The 4,033-nt window shown below is 59.6% G+C and carries 4 protein-coding genes; 3 read left to right on the forward strand and 1 reads right to left on the reverse strand.

Annotated elements, in window-relative coordinates; translation table 11 throughout:
* Positions 1 to 103 precede the first annotated feature (103 nt).
* On the forward strand, positions 104 to 2,353 hold the full coding sequence (locus tag VIW95_RS06745) for a tetratricopeptide repeat protein (protein WP_331584673.1): 2,250 nt from the start codon (positions 104 to 106) through the stop codon (positions 2,351 to 2,353).
* Between the two features lie 478 nt (positions 2,354 to 2,831).
* Positions 2,832 to 3,137 carry a hypothetical protein gene (locus VIW95_RS06750; protein WP_331584674.1) on the forward strand — a complete coding sequence of 102 codons (306 nt, stop codon included), beginning with the start codon at positions 2,832 to 2,834 and terminating at the stop codon, positions 3,135 to 3,137.
* 39 nt (positions 3,138 to 3,176) lie between these two features.
* Here the strand turns inward: VIW95_RS06750 and VIW95_RS06755 are convergent, their stop codons facing one another.
* Positions 3,177 to 3,683 carry a class IV adenylate cyclase gene (locus VIW95_RS06755; protein ID WP_331584675.1) on the reverse strand — a complete coding sequence of 169 codons (507 nt, stop codon included), beginning with the start codon at positions 3,681 to 3,683 and terminating at the stop codon, positions 3,177 to 3,179.
* Between the two features lie 83 nt (positions 3,684 to 3,766).
* Here VIW95_RS06755 and VIW95_RS06760 point away from each other — a divergent pair.
* On the forward strand, positions 3,767 to 4,033 hold a 267-nt coding region (locus VIW95_RS06760; RefSeq protein ID WP_331584676.1), incomplete at its 3' end, for a hypothetical protein.

Genomic DNA, 4,033 nt, shown 5'->3' on the forward strand with positions numbered 1-4,033 from the left:
TCTAATACCTAGTCAGCGGGCTCGTCATGACGGTGTAAAGGGCTGGCGTTTTTGCTGGTAACTGTGTGTGATAGACGGCAGACTTTGCACGGTGGGAAACGGGGTGAGTTCTTCAATCGTCAATGTTACGCCTGCGAGCGAGCAGGAACCGCAGCGGCGGCTTTCGGCGATTGAGATTGGGCTTGCGATTGGATTCGGGCTGCCGTTTCTGGTCGGGCTGGTCGATCTCGTTTTCGACTATTTCGGATGGTCGTGGGGGCCGCACGTCGGCGCGCCGTGGCTATTGGGCGAGTTGCTGATTGGCGCGGCGCTGCTGGGGTTGGTGCGATATCGGGAAGAGCTGCCTTTCGAGAGCGTCGGACTGCATCGGCCGGTGGCCTCCGATTTCACGCTCGGGATTCTCGCGTACGTGCTTCTGATGGCGCTGATGATCGCGATACCCGCGATCTACTCGCTGATTCAGCAGGGGCCGGCCGGCGATCTCGCAGGGCCTAAGAGCTTCGAGCCGCTTGCGCCGGGCGTGTTCACCGATCTGCGCGCGATACCGGGGTGGCTGGCGATCGCGATCGTCGTGGTAGCGGGTTTCACCACCGAGCTGGCGGTCCGCGGTTTTGGAATCGAGAGATTGCGGACGCTCACCGGCAGCGTCGTGTTGGGCGCGGCGGCGGCGTTTATTCTGGACCTGATCGCTCATCTGCCGATCTGGGGATTTCGTTACACGATTATGTTCGCGCCGATCGAGCTCGGGCTGTTCGCGCTCTACCTGTGGCGACGGCGACTGGTTCCGTGCATCGTCGCCAGCGTTCTGATGGGCGTCAGCGGGTTTGTGATCTTGAGCCTGCAGACCGTGACCGTCGAGCCGAGCGACCATCTTTTGAGCGGCCACGAATTGTACCTCAAGGGCCAATCCCGCGAAGCGATCAAGCAATTCGATGCTGCGATTGCCGCCGATCCCAACGACGCTTACGCCTACCTGTGGCGCGGATTCGCCTATACCGACGCGCAGGATTACAACCGCGCAATCGCGGACCTGAGCAGGGCGATCAGGCTGGCGCCCGAGGTCAGCGACGGCTATCGGCTGCGCGGATGGGCATACCTCTACCAGCACGACCTTGGACACGCGGCGCCAGATGCTGACGCGGCGATCAGGCTCGCGCCCAAGGAGGCGGACGCTTACGACCTGCGCGCATGGGTCGAAGACGAAAAAGGGGACTACACAGGCGAAATCGCCGACCTTGATACCGCGATCCGTCTTGCACCCGACAGTCGCGGCCTGATCAAGCATCGTGGCGACGCGTATTCCAACCATGGCGATCGCGATCGCGCGTTGTTCGATTACAGCTGGATGATTGCACTCGATCCCAAAAATGACGACGCGCATCGTTATCGCGCAATCGAGTACGCGTTGAAGCTTGACTATCCGCGCGCCACTTCCGAGATCGACAGCGCTATCAAACTCGCGCCGACCGACGCCGAAAACTACGCGACTCGCGCGCAAATCAACTTCGTGCAGAAGAAAACCCGGGATACGATCGCCGACTACGATGCGGCGATTAAGCTGCAGCCCAACAACCTCGAGTGGCTGTGGCGTCGAGCCTCGGTCTATCAGCTGACCGGCGACTACGCGCGAGGACTCGCCGATTGCAACAAGATGATCGCGCTCGAGCCGCACAACGGTGACGGTTACGACTGCCGCGCGGGCAAATACCAGATGAAAGGCGACCTCAAGAATGCCGCCGCCGACGTCGAGCGTGGGCAGAGAGTCGATCCCAACAATCCGGGATTGCTGTCCGAGCGCGGTGATTTCGAAGCGCAAAACGGAAACTACTCGGACGCCATCCGCGACCTCGATGCCGCAATTCGCCTCGATCCGACTAACGGCACAAATTACGGGCGACGCGGAGCCGCTTATGAATCCGAAGGCAAGTATGAACGGGCAATTGAAGACTTCGATCAAGGAATCAAGCTCACCCCGAATGAATCCGCCTTGTACGGGGAACGCGGCCTCGCCTACTCCGATGAGGGGCAGATTCAACGCGCGCTGCAGGATTTCGCGACGGCGATCCGGCTGAAGCCCGAGGAACCCGCCAACTATGTGAATCGGGCCGGCACCTACGTCTACCAACTGAAAGACTACGATCGCGCGCTGGCGGATTTGAACATTGCGCTCAAGCTTGACCCTAAAGATGCATATAGCTACAGCCTGCGCGCCGACGTCTGGTATCAGAAGCGGGACTACCAGCGCGCGATCGCGGATTCGAATGCCGCGATCAAGCTCGACCCCAAGGAGCCCACCAATTACAAACGTCGGGCGGATGCCGAGAGCCAACTGCGCTGGGCATGGCTGCCTTGAAACTGGTCTGCGGCTCGCCCGACGCCGTCGCGAATTTCAGCGCTCCCGTCTGAGCATCGCGCCTCTCACGGGCCAGCTCGCAGGCGGCCTCGATTCATTCATTTTTGTGTTTTTCGTAGTTCATCCAGGCCTAAAACTAATAGTAGGATAACTATAGACAAGAGTTACAATGATATACTATGCTGAACATCGATATGGCATCAGTAGAGGCTATTGAACTTGAAACTTCATGTTTGAACGGTAGGTAACCGACTTCAAAGCGAGTGGGGCCAGGCTCAAAATCTGAAGGGGAGGATCAGGACAAATGCGCTCGTTCAAGCGCGTCAGGAAATCGGGGACCTCGGACTATTAAACCGAGGGTCGGCTAGTTCACGACGAAATTTTCGAAGAGTTTTCTGCTGACCGCGATACCCTCGCAGACCTCGGCGTTACTGCGGTCGAGCTCCGGGAATTGTCTCGCGCGTCTCTGCTCGGAACTTTGACCTGCAAAGAGGACGTACTGTTCCTCCTGCGCCAGATGCGCGAAGCCATGAAGCCTGCGGCGCTGGCAGGTAACCAACTGTCGACTCCGGACATCAACGCGATGGCCGAGACGATGCGACGTGAGGCGCTGGCGAAATTAGAGGAACGGGATTTAAAAGCTGCCAGGCGGAGCAGGTCGGCCTTGGGACGAATCGAGTCGGCCTGCGGGCTCCTCATGATGATGCTGAACCGGGCGCAGTCATTCGTCGCGCACCTATCGCTCAAACTAAACCGCCGCTTTGTTAGTTCGCGACCTGCTTGAGGCTTGAAAAAGTGGGCCACGACAATTGAGGCCGCGAAATCAGGACTTCGCGAGCATCTCGAAGTACGACACGTCGATCAGATTGGGCTTATCGACGCCGAGCGCCGCGAGGATTTCGTCCACCGCACTGCGGCTTCGCTCCGGATCGTCGCCCTCCGCAATCACCGCCTCGATCTCGCCCCAGTCTCCGAGGCGCGCAACCTTGTCGAGATGCAGCCGTACGTTATCCCGCATCATCAGGGTTCGCACTTTTTCGACCACGGCAATGGGGCCAAGCGCTGCGGCAAGAATTCGTAGCGTCCGCGGCGGATCGGCAACCTTGACGATCTCGTAATTGCTCAGCATCAGCGGGCCGCTCTCGTCGCGATTGTAGTAGATGAGAACCGCGCTGCCGTTTTCCTCGCGCAGCTTCAGCTTGCCGTTGGCGACGCGAAAAAACGTGTCGCGCTGATGGAGTACCGCGCGCCGCGTGTATCCAAGCGCGCTCGCGCGCGCCTCGGCCTCTGCGTGATTCGACAGACGAAACTTTGCTTCCAGGTTTTTCATTGATCGCGACCGCGTCGGCATGAAAAACTTGACAGTTCGGCAAGCGCGCGCATAGGCTCCACGACTTCGCCACGGCATTTCACTTGAGTAAATCACCCGACACGAATCCGGACGACGCGAAGCTGCTCGAGGCAGCCTACGATCGCAATTCCGCGCCCACCATTGCGATCGCGAAACTTCGCGAGCTCAAAGGCAAGGCCGGGATCACGGATGTCGCAATCGCACGCGCGCTCGGCGGGATCACGGATGCCGGCGCTGCTGCGATGCTCGTCGAGATGGAAGCCGGCGCATCCGGGGCATTGCGTCGTGAAGTTCGCCGCGCGCTCTTCAAGCTGAAGCAGCACGGCATC

This window comes from Binatus sp. (SeqCode) (assembly GCF_036522015.1).
Classification (GTDB): Bacteria; Desulfobacterota; Binatia; order Binatales; family Binataceae; genus Binatus.

Excerpts from the sequence above, each read along its gene's own strand:
- VIW95_RS06755 (WP_331584675.1), bottom strand. The coding sequence starts at position 3,683 with ATGAAAAACCTGGAAGCAAAGTTTCGTCTGTCGAATCACGCAGAGGCC.